21 protein-coding genes are annotated in these 22,973 nt (G+C 67.9%); 4 read left to right on the forward strand and 17 right to left on the reverse strand.

Translation table 11 applies throughout. From position 1 onward, the window contains the following. The first annotated feature begins 98 nt into the window (after positions 1-98). On the forward strand, positions 99-317 hold the full coding sequence (locus B2U11_RS01010) for a ribbon-helix-helix domain-containing protein (RefSeq protein ID WP_292069137.1): 219 nt from the start codon (positions 99-101) through the stop codon (positions 315-317). On the opposite strand, the gene B2U11_RS01015 is transcribed toward B2U11_RS01010, so the two are convergent. Further along, entirely contained in the window at positions 314-1,594 is a 1,281-nt protein-coding gene (locus B2U11_RS01015; RefSeq protein ID WP_292069138.1) for an MFS transporter, read from the reverse strand. The two genes, B2U11_RS01010 and B2U11_RS01015, sit on opposite strands and share 4 nt — an antisense overlap. A 58-nt stretch (positions 1,595-1,652) precedes the next feature. Next, a complete protein-coding gene (hrpB, locus tag B2U11_RS01020; RefSeq protein WP_292069140.1) occupies positions 1,653-4,088 on the reverse strand; it encodes an ATP-dependent helicase HrpB in 2,436 nt (811 codons plus the stop codon). Positions 4,089-4,231: 143 nt separating this feature from the next. Between hrpB and B2U11_RS01025 the strand changes: the two genes are divergently transcribed. Continuing rightward, positions 4,232-5,842, forward strand: coding sequence for an amino acid permease (locus B2U11_RS01025; protein ID WP_292069141.1), 1,611 nt, complete (start codon positions 4,232-4,234; stop codon positions 5,840-5,842). Positions 5,843-5,904: 62 nt separating this feature from the next. Continuing rightward, positions 5,905-6,603, forward strand: a complete 699-nt coding sequence (locus B2U11_RS01030) for an MBL fold metallo-hydrolase (RefSeq protein WP_292069142.1) — start codon at positions 5,905-5,907, stop codon at positions 6,601-6,603. Here B2U11_RS01030 and B2U11_RS01035 read toward each other — a convergent pair. From B2U11_RS01035 to cyoA, 8 genes are all read right to left on the reverse strand, one after another. After that, positions 6,600-6,893 carry a hypothetical protein gene (locus tag B2U11_RS01035; protein ID WP_292069143.1) on the reverse strand — a complete coding sequence of 98 codons (294 nt, stop codon included), beginning with the start codon at positions 6,891-6,893 and terminating at the stop codon, positions 6,600-6,602. The genes B2U11_RS01030 and B2U11_RS01035 overlap by 4 nt on opposite strands. A gap of 58 nt (positions 6,894-6,951) precedes the next feature. Continuing rightward, positions 6,952-7,488 carry a response regulator transcription factor gene (locus B2U11_RS01040; protein WP_292069144.1) on the reverse strand — a complete coding sequence of 179 codons (537 nt, stop codon included), beginning with the start codon at positions 7,486-7,488 and terminating at the stop codon, positions 6,952-6,954. Continuing rightward, the gene (locus tag B2U11_RS01045; protein ID WP_292069145.1) at positions 7,478-8,809 is read right to left on the reverse strand and encodes an ATP-binding protein; all 1,332 of its coding nucleotides are present in this window, start codon (positions 8,807-8,809) and stop codon (positions 7,478-7,480) included. Before B2U11_RS01045 ends, B2U11_RS01040 begins: the two co-directional genes overlap by 11 nt. After that, positions 8,806-9,459, reverse strand: a complete 654-nt coding sequence (locus B2U11_RS01050) for an SURF1 family protein (protein WP_349680690.1) — start codon at positions 9,457-9,459, stop codon at positions 8,806-8,808. Before B2U11_RS01050 ends, B2U11_RS01045 begins: the two co-directional genes overlap by 4 nt. Before the next feature lie 102 nt (positions 9,460-9,561). Next, entirely contained in the window at positions 9,562-9,954 is a 393-nt protein-coding gene (cyoD, locus tag B2U11_RS01055) for a cytochrome o ubiquinol oxidase subunit IV (protein ID WP_292069149.1), read from the reverse strand. Further along, positions 9,951-10,592 (reverse strand): cytochrome o ubiquinol oxidase subunit III, encoded by a 642-nt coding sequence (cyoC, locus tag B2U11_RS01060; protein WP_292069150.1) that lies wholly within the window; start codon positions 10,590-10,592, stop codon positions 9,951-9,953. Before cyoC ends, cyoD begins: the two co-directional genes overlap by 4 nt. 2 nt (positions 10,593-10,594) lie before the next feature. Beyond that, positions 10,595-12,598, reverse strand: a complete 2,004-nt coding sequence (gene cyoB, locus B2U11_RS01065) for a cytochrome o ubiquinol oxidase subunit I (protein ID WP_292069152.1) — start codon at positions 12,596-12,598, stop codon at positions 10,595-10,597. A gap of 10 nt (positions 12,599-12,608) precedes the next feature. Next, entirely contained in the window at positions 12,609-13,802 is a 1,194-nt protein-coding gene (cyoA, locus tag B2U11_RS01070; RefSeq protein ID WP_292069154.1) for a ubiquinol oxidase subunit II, read from the reverse strand. 205 nt (positions 13,803-14,007) lie between these two features. Between cyoA and B2U11_RS01075 the strand changes: the two genes are divergently transcribed. After that, complete coding sequence (locus tag B2U11_RS01075) at positions 14,008-15,360, forward strand: MFS transporter (protein WP_292069156.1); 1,353 nt, start codon at positions 14,008-14,010, stop codon at positions 15,358-15,360. 93 nt (positions 15,361-15,453) lie between these two features. On the opposite strand, the gene rodA is transcribed toward B2U11_RS01075, so the two are convergent. The 7 genes from rodA to B2U11_RS01110 form a co-directional block, all read right to left on the reverse strand. Further along, complete coding sequence (gene rodA, locus B2U11_RS01080; RefSeq protein ID WP_292069158.1) at positions 15,454-16,617, reverse strand: rod shape-determining protein RodA; 1,164 nt, start codon at positions 16,615-16,617, stop codon at positions 15,454-15,456. Then, positions 16,614-18,641: a penicillin-binding protein 2 gene (mrdA, locus tag B2U11_RS01085; protein ID WP_292069160.1), complete on the reverse strand. Its 2,028-nt coding sequence runs from the start codon at positions 18,639-18,641 to the stop codon at positions 16,614-16,616. The genes rodA and mrdA overlap by 4 nt, the downstream gene beginning before the upstream one ends. Then, positions 18,638-19,156: a hypothetical protein gene (locus B2U11_RS01090; RefSeq protein ID WP_292069161.1), complete on the reverse strand. Its 519-nt coding sequence runs from the start codon at positions 19,154-19,156 to the stop codon at positions 18,638-18,640. Before B2U11_RS01090 ends, mrdA begins: the two co-directional genes overlap by 4 nt. Further along, positions 19,153-20,370, reverse strand: coding sequence for a rod shape-determining protein MreC (gene mreC, locus B2U11_RS01095; protein WP_292069163.1), 1,218 nt, complete (start codon positions 20,368-20,370; stop codon positions 19,153-19,155). Before mreC ends, B2U11_RS01090 begins: the two co-directional genes overlap by 4 nt. A gap of 124 nt (positions 20,371-20,494) precedes the next feature. Further along, the gene (locus tag B2U11_RS01100) at positions 20,495-21,535 is read right to left on the reverse strand and encodes a rod shape-determining protein (RefSeq protein WP_201215772.1); all 1,041 of its coding nucleotides are present in this window, start codon (positions 21,533-21,535) and stop codon (positions 20,495-20,497) included. Between the two features lie 206 nt (positions 21,536-21,741). Next, positions 21,742-22,170, reverse strand: a complete 429-nt coding sequence (locus B2U11_RS01105) for a hemerythrin domain-containing protein (protein ID WP_201215770.1) — start codon at positions 22,168-22,170, stop codon at positions 21,742-21,744. Between the two features lie 77 nt (positions 22,171-22,247). Beyond that, on the reverse strand, positions 22,248-22,961 hold the full coding sequence (locus B2U11_RS01110) for a TVP38/TMEM64 family protein (RefSeq protein WP_292069169.1): 714 nt from the start codon (positions 22,959-22,961) through the stop codon (positions 22,248-22,250). Positions 22,962-22,973 lie beyond the last annotated feature (12 nt).

Below are 22,973 nucleotides of genomic sequence, written 5' to 3' on the forward strand. Positions count from 1 at the left end.
ACCGGCTGGTCTTCGTCACGGACACGCGCCATGCCGTGCTGACGCAAGGAGCCCCCGCGTCGGCCGATATCATTCTCAAGTCGGCCCGCTGAACAACCGTGTCGGGCCTGACGAAACGATCGGTCGTTCTGGCCGGTCACGCCACCTCCGTGGCGCTGGAGCCTGAGTTCTGGGCCGTTCTTGACCGGGTCGCGCAATCGCGCGGGCTCAGCAAGGCGGGTCTGCTGGCCGAGATCGACGCCGGGCGTGGACGGCGTCCGTTGGCTTCGGCCTGCCGCGTACTGGCCCTGGAATGGGCCCGCCAGGGGACGGATTAACCCTTGTCTTCCGGCAGCACCCGCCCCATGCCCCACAGCGCCAGAACGGTGAGCACCGCCGCCGCCGATAGATAGCCGCCGACCGCCGCCGCCCCCCACGCCTGCGCCAGCTTCAGCGCCACATACGGCGCCAGCGACGCGCCCAATATGCCCGCCAGGTTGAACGCCATCGACGCCCCGGTGTAGCGCACCGCCGTCGGGAACGGCCGCGCCATCGCCGCCCCCAGCGGCCCATAGGTGCAGCCCATCAGCGCGAACCCCAGGGCGAAGAAGATCAGCAGTCCGCTCAGTCCGCCATGCAGCAGGGGGGCGAACAGGGCGCCGAACAGGCCGATGCCGATGGTGGAGGCGATCAGCACCCGGACCTGACCGAATTTGTCCGCCGCCAGCGCGGTCACGGGGATCAGGGCGGCGAAGAACAGCACGCCGATCAACTGGACCGGCAGGACGTCGGCCCGCGCCAGCCCCATGCCGGTCGTGGCCCATCCCAGGGCGAAGACGGTCATCAGATAGAACAGGACAAAGGTGGTCGTGGCGCCCAGCGTGCCCAGCACCAGAGCCGCCTTGTGCCGCGCGAACAGGCTGACGATCGGGGCGCGCACCCGCTCATCGCGCTCCAACGCCGTCTTGAACTCGGGCGTCTCGGTGATCTTCAGTCGCACCCACAGCCCCACGAACACCAGAACCGCGCTGGCCAGAAAAGGCGCGCGCCACCCCCAGCTCAGGAAGGCGTCCTCGCTCAGGTTGGCCGTCAGCAGGATAAAGGCGGTCGTCGACAGGACGAAACCGATGGGCGCGCCCAATTGCGGGAACATGCCGAACCAGGCCTTCTTTCCGGGCGGCGCGTTCTCGGTCGCCAGCAGGACCGCACCGCCCCACTCACCGCCCAGTCCCAGCCCCTGGCCGAAGCGGCAGAGCGCCAGCAGCATCGGCGCGATCACACCCGCCTGGGCGTAGGTGGGCAACAGGCCGATCACCACCGTCGACACCCCCATCGTCAACAACGCCGCGACCAGAGTCGCCTTGCGCCCCACCCGGTCGCCGAAATGGCCGAACGCCACCGCCCCGATCGGACGGGCGAAGAAGGCGATAGCGAATGTGGCGAAGGACGACAGTGTCGAGGTCAGCGGGTCGTCGCCGGGAAAGAACAGGGCCGGAAACACCAGCACCGCCGCCGTGGCGTAGATGTAGAAGTCGAAGAACTCGATCGTCGTGCCGATCAGGCTGGCGAACAGCACGCGACCGGTTGAGTTCTTCGGCAGGACGGCGTCGGCCATGATTTTCCCCTCTCGAGCGTCTGCGATGCCCGCGGGGCAAGCGCGTCGTCAAGCACGATCACGTCCCACGGGGCTTGGCGCGGGTGGTCGGCGGAGCCTCGGCAGGGTTCTCGGGCCAGGGGTGGCGGGGGTAGCGGCCGCGCATCTCTGACCGGACCGCCGCCCAGGAACCCGCCCAGAAGCCGGGCAGGTCCTGGGTCACTTGCACCGGGCGGCGCGCGGGCGACAGCAGCGCCAGGGTCAGGGGAACCCGTCCGCCGCCGACGGTCGGATGGGTCTTCACCCCGAACAACTCCTGTACGCGGATATCGACGCGCGGCCCGCCCTCGGCCCTATAGTCGATGGCCGCAGACCCCAGCGGCGTGGTCAGCCGGACCGGCGCCAATTCGTCCAGCCGGCGCTGCAGATCCCAAGGGATCAACGCGCGAAGCCCGTCCGCCAAGCGCGCGTCGCCGATCGCCTCCAGCGAGCGCGCGCCGTCCAGAAGGGGCCACAGCCACGTCTCGCGCGCGGCGATCAAGCCCACTTCGGAGACGTCCGGCCAGGCGTCATCCAGGCCATGCAGGAAGGCCAGGCGGGCCCTCAGGGCCGTCGATTGCTCGCCCCAGCGCAAGCCTGCCAATCCGTCCGCCTCGATCTCGGCGCGCAGGGCATCGGCCAGCTGGGCCGGATCAGGGGCGCCGACGATCTTTTCCTCCAGCACGATAGCTCCGATGCGCCGGACCCGTCGGATCACCGGCCGCCCCGACGGTTCGCGCGCCAGACGATCCTCGGTCTCGATCAGACGCGACAGATGATTGCGCAGCGTCTCCTCGTCCAGCGCGGCGGCCAGACGGACCCGGTCGCGGGCGTCGCCGCCGCCCAGTTCGCCCACCGCCAACCAGGTCTCGCGCGCCAGATGGTCGGTCGCGTCCAACAGGGCGCCGCGTCCGCTGGCCAGCAGGAGTTCGCCCGGCCTTCCCTTTGCGCGCGCGATGCGCTCGGGAAAGGCCTCGGCCAGCAGCAGTCCCGGTTCGACGATCTGACCGCTTCCGCCGCCGGCCGCCTTCGCCCAGCGCTCGGCCAATTTCATCGCGTCACGCGCCCGAGGCGACCGGTCCCGCGCCAGCGCTATCAGACGGTCGGCCAGATCGACGCGGGCGCCGCCCAGGCCCGGCTCGCTCAGCAGGGCGGCGATGCGCGCGCCGGTCAAGGCGTCGCCGCCGTCCGACGCTATCGCAACCATATGCGCAAGCCGAGGCGACAGCGGGATGCGCGCCAGCCGCCGGCCGTGCGCCGTCAGCCCGCCGTCGGCGTCCAACGCGCCCAGGCGACCCAGGACCTTGCGCGCCTCCGCCATCGCCCCGACAGGCGGCGTATCCAGCAACGCCAGCCCTTCGGTCGATCGCGCGCCCCAACGCGCCAGGTCCAGCGCCAGGCCCGTCAGGTCCGCTTCCTGAATCTCCGGCCGTTGGTGCGCGACCAGACCGCGCGTCTGTTCCTCGTCCCACAGCCGATAGCAGACGCCCGGTTCGGTGCGGCCCGCCCGCCCGCGCCGCTGCTCGGCCGAGGAACGGCTGACCCGCACGGTCGCCAGCCGCGTCAGCCCGCTGGACGGTTCGAACCGGGGCACGCGCGACAGGCCGCCGTCGATCACCACACGCACCCCGTCGATGGTCAGGCTGGTTTCGGCCACGGAGGTCGCCAGCACCAGCTTGCGCCGCCCCGGCGCGGGCGGTTCGATCACACGGTCCTGCTCGGCTCGATCCAGACCGCCGTAAAGGGGAACGACATCGATATTCGGCAGACGCAGCCCTTCGCCGACCAGCCGCGCGACACGGTGGATCTCGCCCTGCCCCGGCAGGAAGGCCAGGATCGATCCGGTCTCCTCTCCCAGGGCGGTCAGACAGGCGCGCGCCATGGCCTCCTCGAACCGTTCGGAAGCATTGCGGCCCAGGTAGCGGGTCTGGATCGGGAAGGCCCGTCCCTCCGCCTCGATCACCGGCGCACCATCCAGCAACCGCGACACCCCCTCCACGTCAAGTGTGGCCGACATCACCAGCAGGCGAAGGTCCTCGCGCAAGGCTCCTTGCGTCTCGCGCGCAAGGGCCAGGCCCAGGTCGGCGTCCAGGCTGCGCTCGTGAAACTCGTCGAACAGGACCGCGCCGATGCCCTCCAGCCCCGGATCGTCCAGGATCATGCGGGTGAAGACCCCCTCGGTGACGACTTCGATACGGGTGTGGGGACCGATCCGGCTCTGCAGCCGCGTGCGATAGCCGACCTGGCCGCCCGCGCTCTCGCCCAGGGTGGAAGCCATGCGATCGGCGGCCGCGCGCGCGGCCAACCGCCGCGGTTCCAGGACCAGAACCTTGCCGTCCCCCAGCCATGGCTGATCCAGTAGGGCCAGTGGGACCACGGTGGTCTTGCCCGCGCCTGGCGGCGCGGCCAGCACCGCCGTATTCCCGTGGGACAGGGCGGCCTTCAGAGGGTCGAGGACGGCGTGGATCGGCAGCATCGGACGCGTCTAGCCCGGCGCGGGTCGATCACGAAAGCGTCGTCTGGCGTTAACCGCGCCGTCATCCGCGTTGCGCGGTCGGGCATAGGCCGCTAGCGTCCCGCCCGACGCAGCGAGGGCTGCCGTAAAACGTGGGGGTATTTATGTGGCGCGTTAAGTCGCTCGACGCGATTCTGGCCACGGCCGAGAAGAAATCGCTTCATCGGTCGCTGGGTCCGATCCAACTGACATTGCTGGGGATCGGGGCCATCATCGGCACCGGCATCTTCGTGCTGACGGCCGCGGCCGCGCAGAAGGCCGGGCCGGGCATGATGATCAGCTTCGTCATCGCCGGCGCGGTCTGCGCCGTGGCGGCGCTGTGCTATTCGGAACTGGCCTCGATGGCCCCGGTGTCCGGGTCGGCCTATACCTACACCTACGCCGTCATGGGCGAGTTGCTGGCGTGGTGCGTCGGCTGGGCGCTGATTCTGGAATACGCCGTGGCGGCCTCGGCCGTGTCCGTCGGCTGGTCGGGCTATGTGCTGGGCCTGATCGAGAAAGGGCTAGGATTCGACTTCCCGGACATGTTGTCCGCCGGGCCCGCCTGGACGATGAACGGCCTGATCCCGACTCCGGACTTCTCGGTCGGCCTGATCAACGTCCCGGCCATCATCGTGGCCCTGGCCGTCACCGGCCTGCTGATCATCGGCACGACGGAATCGGCGCGGGTCAACGCCATCCTGGTGGCCATCAAGGTCGTGGCCCTGACCATCTTCATCGCCCTGACCCTGCCGGTGGTAGAGACGGCCAACCTGTCGCCCTTCGCGCCCAACGGAATGTTCGGCGCCTATTCGGGCATGGGCATCGTCGGCGCCGCGGCGTCCATCTTCTTCGCCTACGTCGGCTTTGACGCCGTATCCACGGCGGCGGAGGAGACCAAGAACCCGCAACGCAACGTGCCCATCGGCCTGATCGGCTCGCTGGCCTTCTGCACCGTCTTCTACCTGCTGGTCGCCCTGGGCGCGGCGGGCGCCATCGGCGCGCAGCCGGTCCTGGCCGCCGACGGTTCGGCCGTGCAACCGGGCTCGGCCGCCTTCATGGCCGCCTGCGCCCTGACCGAAAACGCCGACCGCCTGGTCTGCTCGAACGAGGCGCTGGCGCACGTCCTGCGCGTCATCGGCCATCCGCAGGTCGGCAACGCCCTGGGCACGGCCGCCTTGCTGGCGCTGCCGTCGGTCATCCTGATGATGATCTTCGGCCAGACCCGCATCTTCTTCGTCATGGCGCGCGACGGCCTGCTGCCGGAAGGCCTGACCAAGATGCACTCCAAGTGGAAGACGCCTTACATCGTCACCCTGTTCACCGGCATCGCGGTGGCCATCGCCGGCGCCCTGTTCCCCGTCGGCCAGCTGGCCGACATCTCCAACTCGGGCACCCTGTTCGCCTTCTTCATGGTGTCGATCGCCGTGTTGATGCTGCGGGTGAAGGATCCCAACCGCCATCGCCCGTTCAAGACGCCGGCGGTGTGGATCATCGCGCCGCTGTCGGCCCTGGGCTGCCTGGCCCTGTTCTGGAACCTGCCGCACGACGCCAAGATGGTACTGCCGATCTGGGGCGCTTTCGGCCTGCTGATCTATTTCATCTACGGCTTCCGCAAGAGCCATGTGGGTCGCGGCATCGTCGATGTGCCGGAACTGTCTCCGGACGCGCCTCCGGGACCGGTGCCGCCGATGCCGGGCGCACCCGCGCCGGGCTCGGAAGACGAGCGCAAGTGATACGGGAAGGCGGCCTCCGGGCCGCCTTCTTTTTTGGCCCGTGCATCCCTATTGAAGAAGCCATGAGCCAGTCCTCGCCCATCGGCGTCTTCGTCACGCCCGTCACGCCGCTTCAACAGAACTGCACGACCGTCTGGTGCGCCGCCACCAACAAGGCCGCCGTGATCGATCCCGGCGGATCGGTCGATGCGGTGTTGGGCGAGGTCGCGCGGCGCGGCCTGACCCTGGACCAGATCTGGATCACCCACGGCCACCTGGACCATGCGGGCGGCGCCGCCGAGATGCAGGAGAAGTCGGGCGTTCAGATCGTCGGCCCCCAGGCCGCCGACCAGTTCTGGATCGACCGCATCGTGGAGTCGGGCCGGATGTACGGCCTGCCCGACGCGCGGCCCTTCACCCCCGACCGATGGCTGGAGGACGGCGACACCGTCACCCTGGGCGAAACCGTATGGGAGGTGCGCCACTGCCCGGGTCACACGCCGGGCCATGTCGTCTTTTTCAACCGCGCGGCGCGGTTCGCCCAGGTGGGAGACGTCCTGTTCAAGGGATCGGTGGGACGCACCGACTTCCCGATGAGCGATCCGCCAGCGCTGATACGCTCAGTGGTCGACAAGCTTTGGCCGATGGGCGACGACGTGACCTTCGTACCGGGCCACGGCCCGATCTCGACCTTCGGGGAGGAGCGGCGCACCAACCCCTTCGTGTCGGACGCCGCCCTGCAGCGCGCGCCGCTGACGCGCCCGGCCAGCGGCCCCGCTTAGCGCCGCAGCAGCATCCCCAGGATCACGCCGATCCCCAAAGCATAAAGCGTGGCGCGTTCGGGCGACTGGCGGATGCGTTCGCGGGCTTGGACGACGCCGTCCTCCACGCCCTCGCGGAGACGGGTCGCGTCGGCCTTGACGGCCCCGCGCAGGGACTCCGGCCGGTCGAAGCTGCGGCGTTCGCCGGCGGCGATCACGTCGTCGGCCGCGACGTCCAGCCGATGGGTCAGGCTGTCGTCCTCCAGCACGATGTCGTCGGGGCTGGCCGGGGCGATGGGGGTCTGGGTCATGGAAAGTCTCCGCTGGTCTGTCGAGCGATCAACCCCCCGCCCCCGCACGGGTTCCCGCTCAGGTGACCTGACGCTTCTCCAGCTTCCGCGCCAGGGTGCGGCGGTGCATCCCCAGCCGACGGGCCGTCTCTGAGATGTTGAAGTCGGTCTCGGCCAGCACCTCGTGGATGCGTTCCCACTCCAGCGTCTTGATCGAGGTCGGACGCCCGCCCAGCGGGGCGGCGGCGTCGCCCTCGGCCCGGCCGAAGGCCGCCTCTATGTCGTCGGTGCTGGCGGGCTTGGCAAGATAGTGGCGCGCGCCCAGCTTGATGGCCTCGACCGCCGTGGCGATGCTGGCGAAACCGGTCAGGACGACGATGTTCATGTCCGGGTCAAAGGCATGCAGACGCTCAACGCAGGTCAGACCGGACGAGGCCCCCAACTTGAGGTCCACCACGGCGTAGCCGGGACGGCGCCCTTTCAGCACCGCCTCCATCTGATCGGGGCCTGCCGCGCTCAGCACCGTGTAGCCGCGGCGTTCGAACGACCGTCGCAGAGTGGCCGAAAAGGATTCGTCGTCTTCCACGATCAGCAGCAGGCGGGTCTCATCGGCCATTGTCCGTCTCCTCGTTCGGCGCCAGCGACGCCAGCGGCAGGCTCAGGCGGACCTCGCCGCCGCCCGCCGGCGGATTTCCCGCTTCTACCGCTCCGCCCAACGAACGGATCACATTCACCAGCAGGAACAGCCCCAGTCCAGCCCCCGGCCGCGGCTTGGTCGATGTATAGGGCTGCCCCATGCGCGCCAGAACGTCCGGGTGAAAACCCGGCCCGTCGTCTCGCACGTCGATCCGCAGCACCTCGTCGACCAGCCGGGTAGAGAGCACGACGTGACGCGCGCCCGCCTCTGCGGCGTTGTCGAACAGCACCCCCAGCACCTGTCGCAGCGCCGGATCGGCGATAATGACGGGATCGAACGCCAGGCCGTCGCGGATCTCGGCGCGCACCTCCCCGCCGTTCCAGCCGTCCACCACCTCGGCCAGGAAGGCGCGCACGGTGGTGCGTTCGGGCGCCTGGCCCCGCGCCTCGCCCGCAGACATCAAGATGCCGGTGACGATGGCCTTGCAGCGTTCGACCTCGGCGCGCATCACCGTCATGTCCTGGGCCAGATCCGGGTCCTGCGCCAAAGCCGGCATCCGCTTCCAGTCGCTCAGGATCACCGACAGGGACGCCAGCGGCGTACCCAGTTCGTGGGCGGCGCCGGACGCCAGCAGCCCCATGCGGACGATATGGTCATGCTCGACGGCCTGCTGCCGCAGGGCCGCCATCGCCGCATCCCGCTCCCTCAGATTGGCGCCGATGCGGGTGACGAACAGCACGAGAAGAACCGCCATCAGGACAAAGCTGATCAGGCTGCCCTGCAGATACAGGCTCAGCAGGGCGTCCTCGCGCGTCGGCGGCAGGGCCAGGGCCTCGTTGTGCAGCCCCAGGCCGGCGAAGCACAGGCTGGTCGCCGCGATCAGCGCCCAGGCGTAGGCCGGGGCCAGCATCACCGCCCCCAGCACCACCTGCAGCAGATACAGCGACACGAACGGATTGGCCGGCCCGCCGGTCAGGTAGAGCTGCCAGGTCAACGCCGCCACGTCGAACAGCAGCGCCAGCATCAGTTCCTGGTCCGACACCCCCTGCCGCCGCGCCACGATCGGCGCGCTGATCAGGTTCAGCACCGCCAGGGCGGCGGGCGCCACCAGCAGCCAGGACAGCGGCAGCGGGATGTTCATGGCATAGTGGACGATCAGGATCGTCGCCACCTGCCCCGCCACCGCCAGCCAGCGCAACTGGATCAGCAGCAGCAAATTGCGCCGGTTCGCGCCGTCGTGCGACGCGACCTGCTCGCGCCAACCACCCAGCCCCAAAAGACGTTCGACGCCGGAGGTCATGCCCGCCTCCGCCGCTCACGCACGAAGACGCCAAGGCCGACCAGCGTCAGGGCGGCCATGCCGAACCAGGTCAGGGCGTAGATCAGATGGCTGTTGGCGAAGCGGATCACCGTCAGCCCGCCTCGGGGCCAGGCGTTGGGCGCGCCGGCCTCTGCGTCGATGAAATAGGGCGCCGCGCCAGTCACACCCTCGGCCTCCGCTATCGCGCTCACGTCACGCGAAAACCAGCGGTCCGTCGCCGGGTCGTTTCGGCGCAGGAAGCCGCCGCCCGGCTCGGTGATGCGCAGCAGTCCGGTGACGGACTGCGGCCCTTGCGGCTCCGGTCGGCTGGCCGGATCGCGCCGCTCGGGCGGGACGAAGCCGCGATTGACCAGGACGACGAAACCCCGATCCGTCCGCAGCGGCGTCATCACCCAGAAGCCGCCGCCCAGGTCGGTGACGGCCTGCACCAGGGTCTCGCGATCGTTCAGGAAGACGCCCTGGACGCGGACGCGCCGATACTGGTCGTCCTTGCGGTTCACGGCGGACCATCGTCCGGCGCCGGGCGCGGGAACGGGCGCGGCATGGACCCGCGCATCGACCTGGGCGATCAGCTCGGTCTTCCAGGCCAGTCGCTGCACCTGCCAGACGCCCAGGGCGACAAAGCCCATGAAAAGCAACGCCGCGCCAACGCAGACCATCCATGCCAGGGTGGCGGCGCGGCGCGGCGTACGGGGCCGTTCGGACGGTATGTCGTGCTCCTGCCTTGAGGCTCAGCCGACCATCTGCGTCATGTCGTGGGTCGGCATCATGTTGGTGTTCAGGTGATACATCACCCACAGCGAACCCGACAGGGCGATGACCACGACGATGACGGTGAAGATCAGCGCCAGCATGGTCCAGCCGCCCTCCGACTTGGAGTTCATGTGCAGGAAGTAGATCATGTGCACGACGATCTGCACCACGGCGAAGCCCATGACGATCAGCGCCGTCGCCTGGGTCGGCAATACGCCCGTCATCACCAGGGCGAACGGGATGGCCGTCAGGATCACCGACAGCACGAAGCCGATCATGTAGCTCTTGAACGAGCCGTGATTGTGCGCCTCATGACCCAGGTGGTCGATGTCGTGGGAGTCAGGCGAATGGTCGGAGTTGGCGGCGCTCATCGCAGCATCCCCAGCAGATAGACGAAGGTGAAGACGCCGATCCAGATGACGTCCAGGAAGTGCCAGAACATCGACAGGCACATCAGCCGGCGTTTGTTGGCCGGGATCAGCCCCTTCATGCTCACCTGAACCATCAGCGTCACCAGCCAGATGATGCCGAAGGTGACGTGCAGGCCGTGGGTGCCCACCAGGGTGAAGAAGGACGACAGGAAGGCGCTGCGCTGGGGCGTGGCGCCCTCATGGATCAGATGGCCGAACTCGTAGAGTTCGATCCCCAGGAAGGCCAGGCCGAACAGGCCCGTGATCGCCAGCCAGATCAATGTCTGGCGCTGGTTGTTGCGGTCCATCGCCAGCATGGCGAAGCCGTAGGTGATCGACGAGAACAGCAGCATGGCCGTGTTCAGGGCGACCAGCTCCAGGTCGAACAGCTCCTTGGGCCCCGGCCCGGCGGCGTAGGCGCCGCCCAGCACCCCGAACACCGCGAACAGCATCGCGAAGATCAGGCAGTCGCTCATCAGATAGAGCCAGAAGCCCAGCATGGTGCTGGCGCCTTCCTCGTGGTGCGGCTCTTCTTCCAGATAGAAGACGGTCTTGTCGTCCAGCGGATTGGACGCGGTCTTGACGGCGGTCGCGCTCATGATCAGGCCTCCGTCGCCTTGAGGCGGCGTTCGAACGCCTCCTCGGTCTCGCGCACCTCATCGGCGGGGATGTGATAGTCGCGGTCGTAGTTGAAGGTGTGGACGATCGACACGACCAGCACCGCCGCGAAACTCAGCGCCGCCAGCCACCAGATGTACCAGACCAGCGCCAGGCCCATCACCAGGCACAGGCCCGAGATGATGACGCCCGCGCCCGTGTTCTTGGGCATATGGATGTCGCGGAAGCCCTTGGCGGGGCGCTTGTAGCCGCGCTTCTTCATGTCCCACCAGGCGTCGCTGTCGTGGATGACCGGGGTGAAGGCGAAGTTGTAGTCCGGCGGCGGCGAGGAGGTGGCCCATTCCAGGGTGCGCCCGCCCCAGGGGTCGCCGTCTACGTCGCGCAGCTTGTCACGGTTCAGGATGCTGACCGCGATCTGGATCAGGAAGGCCAGGATGCCGATCGCGATCACGCCCGCGCCGATGGCGGCGATGACGAACCAGATCTGCAGCGACGGATCGTCGAACACCCGCATCCGGCGCGTCACGCCCATCAGGCCCAGCACGTACAGCGGCGCAAAGGCCAGCCAGAAGCCCACGATCCAGCACCAGAAGCTGACCAGGCCCCATTTCTTGTCCAGCTTGAAGCCGAACGCCTTGGGGAACCAGAAGTTGATGCCCGCGAACAGGCCGAACAGCACCCCGCCGATGATGACGTTGTGGAAGTGGGCGATCAGGAACAGCGAGTTGTGCAGCACGAAGTCGGCCGGCGGCACCGCCAGCAGCACACCCGTCATCCCTCCGATCACGAAGGTCAGCATGAAGGCGACCAGCCACATCATCGGCAGTTCGAAGCGGATGCGTCCCCGGTACATCGTGAACAGCCAGTTGAAGATCTTCGCTCCTGTCGGGATCGAGATGATCATCGTCGTGATGCCGAAGAAGCTGTTCACCGAGGCGCCGGAGCCCATGGTGAAGAAGTGGTGCAGCCACACCAGGTAGGACAGGATGGTGATGACGACGGTGGCGTAGACCATCGACGTATAGCCGAACAGCTTCTTGCCGGAGAAGGTCGAGGCGACCTCCGAGAAGACGCCGAACAGCGGCAAAATCAGGATGTAGACTTCCGGGTGGCCCCAGATCCAGATCAGGTTCACGTACATCATCGGATTGCCGCCGAAGTCGTTCGTGAAGAAGTTGGTGCCGACGTAACGGTCCAGCGTCAGCAGGGCCAGGACAGCCGTCAGCACCGGGAAGGACGCCACGATCAGCACGTTGGTGCACAGCGACGTCCAGGTGAAGACGGGCATCTTCATCAGGCCCATGCCCGGCGCGCGCATCTTCACGATGGTCGCGATCAGGTTGATGCCGGACAGTGTGGTCCCTACCCCCGCGATCTGCAGCGCCCATATATAGTAGTCGACCCCGACGCCGGGGCTGTAGCCGATGCCCGACAGCGGCGGATAGGCCAGCCAGCCGGTGCGGGCGAACTCGCCCACGAACAGCGAGGCCATGATGATGACGGCGCCCGCCGTGGTCATCCAGAAGCTGAAGTTGTTCAGGAACGGGAAGGACACGTCGCGCGCGCCGATCTGCAGCGGCACGACGTAGTTCATCAGGCCCGTGACCAGGGGCATGGCCACGAAGAAGATCATGATGACGCCGTGGGCGGTGAACACCTGATCGTAGTGGTGGGCGTTCAGATAGCCTTCGGACCCGCCGAAGGCGATCGCCTGCTGGATCCGCATCATGATGGCGTCGGCGAAGCCGCGCAGCAGCATGACGATCCCCAGGATCATGTACATGATGCCGATCTTCTTGTGATCGACGGTGGTGAACCACTCCTTCCAGAGGTAGCCCCACAGCTTGAAGTACGTCAGCGCGCCCAGAAGCGCGACGCCGCCCAGGGCGACGACGATCATCGTCACCACCAGGATCGGCTCGTGCAGCGGCAGGGCCTCCCAGGTCAGGCGGCCGAAGATCAGCGGGATCAGTTGGTCAGCGGACATCGGCGATCAATCAGGCGTTGGGAGCGGCGGGCGCCGGCGCGGAAAGGGAAAGCGAGGCCATCGGCAGGCCTTGCGGAACCAGCCCCTGCCCTCTCAGCGGCGCGCGGTCGACAGGCGCGCGCTCGGCGTTCTGGAGTTCGGAGCGGCGGGCGCGTTCGGCGGCGGCCGCGGCGGCCTGCAAGGGCGTGCAGATCGTCATGACGTAGCTGTCGTCCGAACCGAAATAGGCGGGGTTGGAGCCGCGCCCGGCGTACTTGTCATAGACCAGCGGCATGGTGTTCCGCACCGAGGCCATGGTCAGACCGCCCTTGCGGTCGATGTCCATCATCTCGCCCATGCACATCTTTCCGGGTTCGACGCACATGTTCAGGATGGCGTCCCACAGCCCGCCCTCGACGCTGGCGAAATGCAGCGCCGGCACCTTCTCGCTGGGCTTTTCAAGCTCGAGATAGCGTTCGCGGTCCAGCGGCTGGCCGCTCTGGCGCACGCCGGCGATCCAGCGGTCGAAGCCGGCCTGGTCCAGGCCGTGGAAGGCGAAGCGCATGTTGGAGAAGCCGTCGCCCGAATAGTTGGCCGAGAAGCCCACATACTCGCCGGGGTGGTTGATGACGGCGTGAAGTTTCGTCTCCATGCCCGGCATGGCGTAAATCTGGCCGGCCAGGGCGGGGATGTAGAAGCTGTTCATCACCGAGGACGAGGTGATGTGGAAACGAATCGGCCGATCCACCGGCGCGGCCAGTTCGTTGACCGTGGCGACGCCGTACTGCGGATAGATGAACATCCACTTCCAATCCAGGGCGACGACATTGACCTGCAGCGGCTCGACCTGTTCGGCCACCGCCTGGCCAGCCTTGATGCGGTCCAGCGGGCGATACGGGTCCAGCAGGTGCGTGCCGGCCCAGGTCAGGGCGCCCAGGCAGATGATGATCAGCAGCGGGGCCGACCAGATCACCAGTTCCAACGAGGTCGAGTGGTCCCAGTCCGGCTCATATTCCGCCGCCTTGTTCGACTCGCGGTATTTCCAGGCGAAGAAGACGGTGAGCGCCATCACCGGCACGATGATGAGCAGCATCAGCAGCGTGGAGATGACCAGAAGGTCGCGCTGCTGGCCGGCGACGTCGCCGGCCGGGGCCATCACCACCATGTCGCAGGCGGACAGCAGCGCCACGACGGGCAAAATCATAAGCAGGCGCAAGCGGCGCACGGTAGCTCCAATCTGTCGGCGTCGGACAAGGGGGAGGCGTCGCGACGGTTCAGGGGCGTTGTGGCGCGGCTCGTAGGATGGGTTCGCGGGGAACGACATTGGACAATCTGTCCTATCCTCTCGACCGGCCTTTCGGCGCAAAGGGCGCGGTTCAATCCTGCGGCGATCCGCCGTATAAGTTGCCGAACTGGAGCGACCGGAGCTCATGACCGCCTCGACCCCTTCGTCAGAATCCCTTGAACGCGACGCCGCTCATATCAATACGCGTCACGGCAAGGTGGATGCGGGCGAAATCGCCATTGGCGTCATCATAGGCCGAACGTCCGAATTCTTCGACTTCTTCGTGTATGCCATCGCCTCCGTGGTGGTGTTCCCGCAGCTGATCTTCCCCTTCGCCGGTCCGGTCGGCGGCACCCTGCTGTCCTTCGCCGTCTTCGCCCTGGCCTTCCTGGCGCGTCCCCTGGGCACGGCGCTGTTCATCGCCATCGACCAGAAGTTCGGTCGCGGCGCCAAGTTGACGACCGCCCTGTTCCTGCTGGGCACCTCGACGGTGTCGGTGGCCTTCATCCCCGGATACGAGACCGTCGGCCTGTGGGCGCCGGTCCTGCTGGCCATCACCCGCATCGGCCAGGGCGTGGCCCTGGGCGGCGCCTGGGACGGGCTGGCCTCACTGCTGGCCTTGAACGCGCCGGAGAACCGCCGCGGGTGGTACGCCATGGTGCCGCAACTGGGTGCGCCGATCGGCCTGATCGTCGCCTCGGCGCTGTTCGCTTTCTTCCTGCATACCCTGTCCGTGCCCGACTTTTTGGACTGGGGATGGCGCTATCCCTTCTTCGTGGCCTTCGCCATCAACGTGGTGGCCCTGTTCGCCCGCCTGCGGATCGTGGTGACCCCCGCGTTCCAGAAGCTGTTCGAAACGCGCGAGCTGCAGCCGGTTTCGGTCGTCCAGGCCGTCCGCACCGAGGGGCCGCGCATCTGGATCGGCGCCTTCGCCCCGCTCGCCAGCTTCGCCATGTTCCACATGGTCACCGTGTTTCCGCTGTCGTGGGTCTATCTGTTCACGCGCGAGACGCCGGTGCGCTTCCTGCTGATCGAGATGGTCGGCGCGGTCTTCGGCCTGCTGGCCATCCTGGCGTCGGGCGTCCTGGCCGATCGCTACGGTCGCCGGACCCTGCTGGCGATCACCGCCGCCGGCATCGCCGCCTTCTCCGGTTTCGCGCCGCAGCTGCTGAACGGCGGCACGATCGGCGAACTGGTGTTCATGATCTCGGGCTTCATCCTGCTGGGCCTGTCGTTCGGCCAGGCGTCCGGTCCGGTGGCGTCCAGCTTCAGCCTGGCCAATCGCTACACCGCCTCGGCCCTGACTTCCGACCTGGCGTGGCTGTTCGGCGCCGGTTTCGCGCCTCTGGCGGCGCTGTGGATTTCCAGCCAATTCGGCCTGATCGCGGCCGGCGCCTATCTGTTGTCCGGCGCGGTCTTCACCCTGCTGGCCCTGTGGCTGAACCGCGAGCTGGCCCGTAGTTCCTCCGACAAGCAGCGGGGCGCCAAGGCGTCCTGATCACCTCCGCCTTTCCCCTGCCCCGATCCGACGACGCCGCCCGCTGGACCTCAGCGGGCGGCGTTTTCGTTTCCTGGATGGGGCTGCTCGGCCTCAGAACAGGCCGGAGCCCTTGGGCAGTTCGTTGTAGCGGTGCACCCGCATCGACAGCACGAAGGCGAAGCCGATCATCACCGTCATCATCGACGATCCGCCATAGGACAGCAGCGGCATGGGCACGCCGACGACGGGCGCCAGACCCATCACCATCGCTCCGTTGATCATCACGAACAGGGCGAAGAAGGCGGTCATGCCCGCCGCGCCGATGCGTCCGAAATGGCTGTGGGCCAGCGAGGCGATCCGCAGGGCGATGATGATGATCCCCGCATAGCACAGCAGCAGGAAGCACGAGCCGACGAAGCCGAACTCCTCGGCCACGGTCGAGAAGATGAAGTCCGTGTGGCGTTCGGGCAGGAACTCCAGCTGGCTCTGGCTGCCCAGGCCATAGCCCTTGCCCAGGATGCCCCCCGAGCCCAGGGCGATCTTGGACTGGATAATGTTGTAGCCGGTCCCGCTGGGGTCGGCCTCGGGATTCAGGAAGGTCAGGATTCGGTTGCGCTGATAATCGTGCATCCCGAACATCACGAAAGGCGGCACGATGGCGATAGCGGCGGCGGCGAGCACGCCAATGATGCGCCAGCTCAACCCCGCCATGAACATGACCACAGCCCCGGTCAGGCCGATGATCATGGCGGACCCGAGGTCGGGCTGTTTGGCCACCAGGACGAAGGGCACGCCGATCATGGCGGCCGGAATGATTAGCTTCCAGCTCCAGCGCGCCTCCTGGGCGGAATGGTTGTGGTACCAGCGCGCCAGGGCCAGCACCAAGCCCAGCTTGATGAACTCGGCGGGCTGAATGCGGATGAACCCCAGGTTAAGCCAGTTCTTCGCGCCCGCCCCGACGGGCTCGTATCCCAGCGGCGTGAACTCGATCAGCAGCACCAGAAACAGAAGAACGCCGTACAGCGGATAGGCGGCGCGGAACCACCAGCGCGGATTGACCAGCGCCAACGCCAGCATGACGCACAGCATCCCCCCGAACCGGATCAGCTGATTGAGCGCCCACGGCTCCCAGGAGCCGCCCGCGATCGAATACAGCATGGCGATGCCCGAACCGGCGATGACGCCGATCAGGCCGACCAGACGCCAGTCGATCTCGGCGATCTTGCTGGACAGCCGTTCGCGTTGGCCTGGCCGCGTCAGGGCCGACGCCGTCATCGCGGATCCTCGGAATAGTAGGGGCGCGGCCCGGTGCGCGGCGCGCGTGCGCGCGGCGCGGGCTCGGGTTCGGCGATCTCTGGCGGCGGCGGCGCGGCGCCGGCGACGATGTCGTCGTCGGCCGGGCCCGTGGGTTCAGGCGGCGGCGGACGCTCGATCCGCGCGCGCATGTCGGGATCCTTCAGCAGGACGGTCCGCATCACTTCCCGGGCGCGCGGCGCGCCCGCCGTCGCCCCGCCCTTGCCGCCGTGCTCGATGATCACCGCCACCGCGTAGCGCGGCTCGTCGATCGGCGCGAAGGCCACAAACAGATTGTGGTCCTTCAGCGCCCAGATGTCGCTCTTGCGCGGACCAGAGCCATAGTCGCGCGACTGGGCCGTGCCGGTCTTGCCGGCCATCTGCAGGTCGCCGAGGCCCAGCTGGCTCTGACGATAGGCGGTGCCTGACCGGTCGTTGGCCACCGCGATCATGCCGCCACGAACCAATTGCAGATGCTCGGGCTTGAACGGCAGGTCGGGCGCCTCGGCGCCGCTAGGGCGATCGACCCCGCCGACCGACTTGATGAGGCGGGGCTGCAGCGCCTTCTTGGCGTTGGCCAGGCGCGACGTCATGACCGCCAACTGCAGGGCGTTGACGGTGATCGCCCCCTGCCCGATCGCGACCGAGGTGGTTTCGCCCGGATGCCAGACGGGATCTCGCGGGAAGGTGCGCGCCTTCCATTCCGTGCTCGGCAGCAGGCCCTTCTTCTGGTTGGCGATGCCGATGTCGAACGTGTGCTCGAAGCCCAGTTCGCGCGCCGTGTCGCGGATGCGGTCGACGCCGGCCCGGTTGCACATGGCGTAGAAGTAGACGTCGCACGAGTTCTTGATGGCGTCGTGCATGTTCTGCGCGCCGTGCCGGCCCCAGCAGCGCTGGACCCGGTTGCCGGTGCGCCACGAGCCGTTGCACACCACCTTGATCGTGGGGTCGACACCCGCGGCCAGCAGCGCCAGCGCCGTCGTCGGCTTGAAGGTGGATCCCGGCGGGAAGGTGCCCCCCAGCGCCTTGTCCAGCAACGGCTTGCGTTCATAGTCGGCCAGGGCGCGATAGATGCGCGTGGGCACGCCGCTGACGAACAGATTGGGATCGAACGACGGCGACGACACCATGCACAGGATATCGCCGTTGCGAACGTCCATCACCACGCACGAGCCGGACTCGTCGCCCATGACTTCCAGCGCGCGGTTCTGCACATCGGCGTCCAGGGTCAGAACGACCTCCGCGCCCGGCACGGCGGGGCGCGATCCGCCCACATCCTCGGCCACCACGCGTCCGCGCGCGTCGACCTCGACCCGATTGCCGCCGGCGACCCCGCGCAGATCTTCGTCCAGCGCCTTCTCGACGCCCTGCTTGCCGATGCGGAAAGCCGGATTGAACAGCATTTCCGGCGGGTCCTTGCCCGCATCCCGGATCGCCTTGACGTCGCGGTCCGACACCTTGGCCACGTAGCCGACCACGTGGGCGAAGGCGCCGCCGAACGGGTAGTATCGCGCCTCGTTCATGTCGACCATCACGCCGGGCAACTCGTTGGCGTACTGGTTGACCTTGGCGAACTCTTCCCAGCTGAGGTCGGACTTCACCGGCACCGGCATGAATTTGCGGGCCGCATTGACGTCGCGAATGATGGCGCGGCGGCGATCCATCGTGTCCGGCAGCAGCCGGCCCAGCAGATCCAGCGTCTGGTCCAGATCCTTGGTCTCGTCGCGCACGATCAGCACGCGGAAGCTGGGCCGATTGCCGGCCACCACCACGCCGTTCCGGTCCTTGATCAGGCCGCGCGGGGGCGGCACCAGGCGGAAGTTGAACTGGTTCTGCGTCGCCAGGGTCGCATATTCCTGCGCCTGCACGACTTGGAGCTGACCCAGTCGCCCGACCAGCGCGGTGACGCCCAGCACCGTCAGTCCCCCAATGACGAAGGTCCGTCGCAGGAACGACCCCTGCCGCTCGTTGGCGTCGGCGAAGAAGATGGACGGCTCGCTGCTCATCGGAACCTCGTATCGCCGTCGTCGAACCGTTCGATCAGCCAGTGGGCCGCAGGATACAGCAGCAGGGTCGGCAAGACCTGGCCCAGCACGGGCAGGATGGCGGGCGGGTTGGCGGCGCGCAGGGCCACGATGACATAGGCCAGGACGAAGGCCGCGACCACACAGACCAGATACCAGGCGAACCGCACCAGCCCCTCATGCCCCGCCAGCAGGCTGCGCGAGGCCAGCACCGCTCCGTACACGCTCATCAGGCACAGAGGCCACAGGCCCAGCGGGCCGTTCCAGAAGAGATCCAGGAACAGGCCCAGAGCGAATAGCATCGCCGCGCCCAGCATTGACGGCCGGATCAGGGGCCAGGCGAACGCCAGGACCATCGGGATCACCGGCTCGGGCAATCTCAGGCCGAACAGCTCGGCCGGGGTGGCGAGTATGACGGTGGCGGCGATGGCCGCGAGGGCCGGATAGATTATCCACTGCAGGGGCCCGACCACGCGGACCGCGGCGGGGCGTCTCACGTCTCGTCCTCCGCATCCGGCCGAGCGGGCGTCGCGGCGGCGGGGGCCGTCTGCGTCGGGGCTTGGGCCTGCCCCTGCGGTTGGGCCTGGGGCCTGGGCTGGGTCGTCCGTCCCTGCGCCGGAGCCGGCGCGGCCGGTCGAGGCTGAGCAGGCGGCGGGGTTTGCGCCTGTTGAGCCTGCTGGGCGGCGCGGATGCGCTCCGCCTGTTCCGCCTGGGCCAAGGCGACGCGGGTGCGCTCGGCCTGGGCCTCGGCCTCCGCGCGGCGGCGGGCGGCGACGTCGGCGATCCGGGCGGCCTGTTCGGGCGTCGGCTCCGGCGCGGTTGTCAGGCCGGCCAGGGGCGGTGCGTTGAGCGCCTCGGGGCTGATCAACTGGGCGAAGTTCTGGAACAGAAGGATGCGGACATAGTCGATCGGGCCGCGATCGCTGAACAGCTTGACGCGCCAGGCGCCGTCCACGCCCCGCGCCACGACCCCCACCGGCAGGCCGCGCGGCACCCCGCCGCCATCGCCCGACGACAGCACCCGGTCGCCCGGCTGCAGCGCGCCCGCGCCGCGCACATAGTCCAGACGCGGATTTTCGCCGCCGTCGCCGACCAGCATGGCGCGCGCGTCCGTCCGTTCGATCAGCACCGGCACGCGCGAGGCCACGTCGGTCAGCAGGACCATGCGGCTGACGCCTCCGGTCACGCCGGTGACACGTCCGGCCAGGCCGAATTCGTTCATCACGGGATTGCCGATCCGCACGCCCTTGGCCTCGCCCGCGTCGAGCAGACGCGCCCGATTGAACGGACCCCGCACGTCCGAGATGGCGCGCGCCGTCACCATCGGCATCGGCGGTTCGGTCCGCAGGGCCATCATGGCCTCATAGCGGCTGTTGACGTTCTTCAGCGCGATAGCTTCATCGCGCCAGGCGCGCAGATCCTCGATCTCGGCCTTCAGCCGGCGGTTCTCGGAGACGGCGAAGAAATAGCCGCCGATGTAGTCGCCGACCGCCCCGACCCAGCGCACCGGCGCGGACAGAACGCCGCCCACCGGCGCCGCGACGGCCTCGGCGCCGCCTCGCAGCGCGCCGTAACTCGACACGCCGTCATCGGAGCGCCGGTCTGTGACAAGCAGCAGCACGGCGCCCACTAGGGCCACGACAACCACGACGGCCGCCGTCCACGTCAGCGGGACCTTGAGGTTCTCGAAAGGGCCGTCGCGAAACGCCACGGGCGACCTACCAATCAGGAAAATGGAATCGGTGGACGCCTTCCACCGCCGGAGGTCAGGCTATCGCAAAATCGCGGCGGGAATAAAACCGCGATCACGAAGGCCTTATCGGGACTGCGCGACCTCAGAAGGCCGCGTCGAGCACGCCCTTCATCCAACGCGGATGCTCCAGAACGCGGCCGCAACCCACGGCGACGCACGACAACGGATCGTCGGCCACCGAGACCGGCAGGCCGGTGTGGTCGCGGATCTCGACGTCCAGGCCGCGCAGCAAGGCGCCGCCGCCGGTCAGCATGATGCCCTTGTCGGCGATGTCGGCGGCCAGTTCAGGCGGCGTCGCCTCCAGCGCGACCTTCACGGCCTCTATGATCTGCGTCACCGGCTCGGCCAGAGCTTCCGCCGCCTGACGTTCCGAGATGCGCACCTCGCGCGGCACGCCCTGCATCAGGTCGCGGCCCTTGACCTCGATCGACAGGCCTTCGCCGTCGGCCGGGATGCGGGCGGTGCCGATGTCCTTCTTGATGCGTTCGGCGGTCGTCTCGCCGATCAGCAGGTTATGGTTGCGGCGCATGTAGCTGATGATGCTGTCGTCCATCTTGTCGCCGCCGACGCGGACGGAGCGCGAATAGACGATGCCCGACAGCGACAGGACGGCGACTTCCGTCGTGCCGCCACCGATGTCGACGACCATCGAGCCGGTCGGCTCGTGGATCGGCAGGCCGGCGCCGATCGCGGCCGCCATCGGCTCGTCGATCAGGCCAACGCGGCGCGCGCCGGCGTTCAGGCAGCTGTCGTTGATGGCGCGACGTTCGACCGCCGTGGCGCCCGAGGGGACGCAGACGATGATCTTGGGGTTCACGAAGCCCTTGCGGTTATGCACCTTGCGGATGAAGTGCTTGATCATCTCCTCGGCGACTTCGAAGTCGGCGATGACCCCGTCACGCATCGGGCGGATGGCTTCCATGTGTCCGGGCGTCCGACCCAGCATCTGCTTGGCCTCTATGCCCACGGCGTGCACGATCTTGCGCCCGCCCACGTTTCTCAGCGCCACGACCGACGGCTCGTTCAGCACGATGCCCTTGCCCTTCTGGTAGATCAGGGTGTTGGCGGTGCCCAGGTCCATCGCGATGTCGTTGGAGATCGCGCCGAAAAGGGAAAAGCTCATGGGAAAGGATACCGTTTGTGTTGGGCCGAGGGCGTCTTCGTTCGCAGTCGACCTGGCGACGCCCACACGTGGGGGATCCCCTTCCCCGTCCGCGTCCTGATCGTCTTCGCCACGCCTACCGGAAGCCCGTTTGCCCGCATGCGTCCCCAATGGCAAGCCCCGATAGCAGGCTCGCCAGCTTGGCGGTTCACGGCTTCGCGAGGGCGTCAGGCGGGCCGGTTCTCCGGGCCCTGCGCAAGCGGGTAGAGCTGACGCTCTTCGCGCTCCACCCGCCCCGCCAGGGCCTCGACCAGATTGCGGGTCGCGCAGGCGAAGCGCGCTGGCGACGCCGCAATGGTCTCCGTTCGCCAGGCGGATCGGTACGCCGCCCAGACTTGGGCGATGCCCCCCATTTCCTCGATGCAGTCCTGGGCCAGGCCTCGAGTCGCCGGATCTTCGCTGTCGCTCAGGGCCGGCATGACAGTGCGATCTTCCAACTCCAGGTGAGCGCACAACACGCGGTCCAACCGCTCAAGCAAGGCGCGCGCCTCGATTGCGTCGTCGCGCGTGCGAAGCGTGTCGCCCAGTCCAGTCAGGTCGCTCGCCAGACGTATGATCACCTGATGCTGATTGTAGAGTGTGCGAAAATCCAGCATGAACTGCTCCCTTCGCTCTCAGGTTGCAACGTCCACTGTGAACAGCGAATAAACCAACGACTAAGCGGTTATCCGGATCAGTCGCCGCGCGCGGACTCGCGCCGTCGCACCACTTCGCGCACCGCCAGCATCAGCCCCAGCCATGCCAGGGCCACCCCGGCCAGTATGGCCGAGGTCCACACGCCGTCGCCGCTGACGGCCGTCATGAAGGAGCCGCCGAAGAAGGCCACCAGCGCCGTCTTCGGCAGCACGCCAAGCGCGCAGCCGGCCAGGAACAGCGGAAACGAGGCCCTCGCGGCGCCGAACGCCATGTTGACCACGATAAAGGGCGCCGAGGGGACGTTGCGGATCATGAAGCTGGCGTAAAAGGCGTTCTTGCCGACGAACCGGGTCAGCCGCCCGACCGTGCGCCCGCCATGCCGTTCCAGCAGCCGGGCCGTCGGCCCCCGCCCCAACCAGTAGGTCACGCCGGCCGAGGCGATCGTCGCGATCCAGCTGTAGAGAAAGCCGTACCACGGCCCGAACGCCACCACGCAGGCGGCGATCAGGATGAATTGCGGCGCCCCGAAGACGGCGGCCAGGGTGAAGACGATCACGGCGGCGGGCAAACCCCAGGGCCCATGCCGGAACCCGCCCAGCCAGGCTTCCAGCCGAGCCTCCGCATCGAGGCCCAACTGGCTCTTGCCCACGGCGAACAGGGCGATCATCGCCCCCAGCAGCAGGGCGGTCGCCAGCACCGCGCGCCAGCGCCGGGCCTCCATGTTGGACAGAAAGTCGACGATCCACCGCATCGAGGCGCGCCA

Source organism: Brevundimonas sp. UBA7534 (assembly GCF_002479325.1).
GTDB lineage: Bacteria > Pseudomonadota > Alphaproteobacteria > Caulobacterales > Caulobacteraceae > Brevundimonas.

What these genes read in the sequence shown, in the direction of transcription:
- B2U11_RS01015 (WP_292069138.1), bottom strand. Translation starts at nt 1,594, where the DNA reads ATGGCCGACGCCGTCCTGCCGAAGAACTCAACCGGTCGCGTGCTGTTC.
- hrpB (WP_292069140.1), bottom strand. Translation starts at nt 4,088, where the DNA reads ATGCTGCCGATCCACGCCGTCCTCGACCCTCTGAAGGCCGCCCTGTCC.
- B2U11_RS01025 (WP_292069141.1), top strand. Translation starts at nt 4,232, where the DNA reads ATGTGGCGCGTTAAGTCGCTCGACGCGATTCTGGCCACGGCCGAGAAG.
- B2U11_RS01030 (WP_292069142.1), top strand. Translation starts at nt 5,905, where the DNA reads ATGAGCCAGTCCTCGCCCATCGGCGTCTTCGTCACGCCCGTCACGCCG.
- B2U11_RS01035 (WP_292069143.1), bottom strand. Translation starts at nt 6,893, where the DNA reads ATGACCCAGACCCCCATCGCCCCGGCCAGCCCCGACGACATCGTGCTG.
- B2U11_RS01040 (WP_292069144.1), bottom strand. Translation starts at nt 7,488, where the DNA reads ATGGCCGATGAGACCCGCCTGCTGCTGATCGTGGAAGACGACGAATCC.
- B2U11_RS01045 (WP_292069145.1), bottom strand. Translation starts at nt 8,809, where the DNA reads ATGACCTCCGGCGTCGAACGTCTTTTGGGGCTGGGTGGTTGGCGCGAG.
- B2U11_RS01050 (WP_349680690.1), bottom strand. Translation starts at nt 9,459, where the DNA reads ATGGGCTTTGTCGCCCTGGGCGTCTGGCAGGTGCAGCGACTGGCCTGG.
- cyoD (WP_292069149.1), bottom strand. Translation starts at nt 9,954, where the DNA reads ATGAGCGCCGCCAACTCCGACCATTCGCCTGACTCCCACGACATCGAC.
- cyoC (WP_292069150.1), bottom strand. Translation starts at nt 10,592, where the DNA reads ATGAGCGCGACCGCCGTCAAGACCGCGTCCAATCCGCTGGACGACAAG.
- cyoB (WP_292069152.1), bottom strand. Translation starts at nt 12,598, where the DNA reads ATGTCCGCTGACCAACTGATCCCGCTGATCTTCGGCCGCCTGACCTGG.
- B2U11_RS01075 (WP_292069156.1), top strand. Translation starts at nt 14,008, where the DNA reads ATGACCGCCTCGACCCCTTCGTCAGAATCCCTTGAACGCGACGCCGCT.
- rodA (WP_292069158.1), bottom strand. Translation starts at nt 16,617, where the DNA reads ATGACGGCGTCGGCCCTGACGCGGCCAGGCCAACGCGAACGGCTGTCC.
- mrdA (WP_292069160.1), bottom strand. Translation starts at nt 18,641, where the DNA reads ATGAGCAGCGAGCCGTCCATCTTCTTCGCCGACGCCAACGAGCGGCAG.
- B2U11_RS01100 (WP_201215772.1), bottom strand. Translation starts at nt 21,535, where the DNA reads ATGAGCTTTTCCCTTTTCGGCGCGATCTCCAACGACATCGCGATGGAC.
- B2U11_RS01105 (WP_201215770.1), bottom strand. Translation starts at nt 22,170, where the DNA reads ATGCTGGATTTTCGCACACTCTACAATCAGCATCAGGTGATCATACGT.
- B2U11_RS01110 (WP_292069169.1), bottom strand. Translation starts at nt 22,961, where the DNA reads ATGCGGTGGATCGTCGACTTTCTGTCCAACATGGAGGCCCGGCGCTGG.